General features: G+C 69.3%; 1 protein-coding gene. It reads right to left on the reverse strand.

Going from position 1 to position 1,165, the window contains the following annotated elements; all coding sequences use genetic code 11:
- Positions 1 to 124 precede the first annotated feature (124 nt).
- Positions 125 to 1,165 (reverse strand): endonuclease domain-containing protein (locus C5E10_RS18730; protein WP_219820423.1); only part of this gene is annotated, 1,041 nt, incomplete at its 5' end.

Here is a 1,165-nt window from a genome sequence, read left to right on the forward strand (position 1 = left end):
CCCCCGCTCCCCGCTCCCCGCTCCCCGCTCCGCGCTCCGCGCTCCGCGCCCGCATCGCGCAGGGCTGACTTGTGGTCGTCATTCTCGCCCCAGAACGACCACAAGTCGGCTTTGGGCGAGGGCCTCAGCGTGAACGCATCGCCGAGCGGAGTCGGGCGAAGAGGCGCTTCGGGTCCTGGATGTCGTGTCGGGTGATCTGGATGACGATCCAGCCGAGACTCTCGAGCTCACGTCGTCGCTCGATGTCCTCCACGGCCTTCGCCACGGTGAAATGGTGTTCGCCGTCGTACTCGAGCGCGATCTTCAGCGAAGGGTAGGCGAGGTCGATCCGCGCCACGAACCGCCGCCCGTCGAAGACGCGGTGCTGCAGGACGGGTTCCGGGAAGCGGGCAGAGACGAGGGCGTGGCGAAGCCGGGATTCTCCGGGCGATTCGACCTGCGGTCTGGCGAGTTCGACGGCAGCACGGAGCTGGGCGACGCCAGCACGTTTGCCCCAGGCGTCTGCGACTGCACGGAGCTCGTCCAGCGTGGCCAGCGAGCCGCCGTGGCGCCGTCCGGGGTAGTTGTCTGCGCGTGTCAGGAGCGCATCCGCCTGCACGAGGGTTTCGCGCGGGGTGAGCTGAGCGGCGAGCTGCGCCCAGGCGACGCAGGGCGACAGCAATCGGACACCCTCGAACTCGCGGTCGCTGAACAGGTGCGGAGCCAGCCTGATGCCCGTGATCGCGACTCCCGTTGGGACGTGCCGTGGACTCCGCACGGCGACGAACGTGTGTCTGCGCGATTCGATGGCCAGCGGGAGCGGGATTCCCCAGACCCGGCAGGCGGAGACGCTGGCCAGCGCGACGTCCCGCGGTGAGGCTCTCGCGTAGGCGAGGTCGGCGTCTCGCGGTGACGTGATCTCGCGGGTGGTTCGGATTCCGCGGTGTGGGCCGGTCGTCGTCGATGCTCTGATCTGACCTCGCGTGATCCCGTTCTCGAGAGCATCGGAGTAGCGGAACGTCGTGTTGGCGAACTCGGGCGGGAGCGGCGTCTTGGGTCGCATGTAGGAACGGTAGACGGATGCGCGCGGCTGCGCCCCGTCCATCTCCCGCCTGTGGAGACGACGCTCTCGACACCCGATGTGCCTGCAAACCGCGACGCCCCGCGCGATCCCCGCGCCATCCCC

The sequence above is a fragment of the Pseudoclavibacter sp. RFBG4 genome (genome assembly GCF_002931515.1).
GTDB lineage: Bacteria > Actinomycetota > Actinomycetes > Actinomycetales > Microbacteriaceae > Pseudoclavibacter.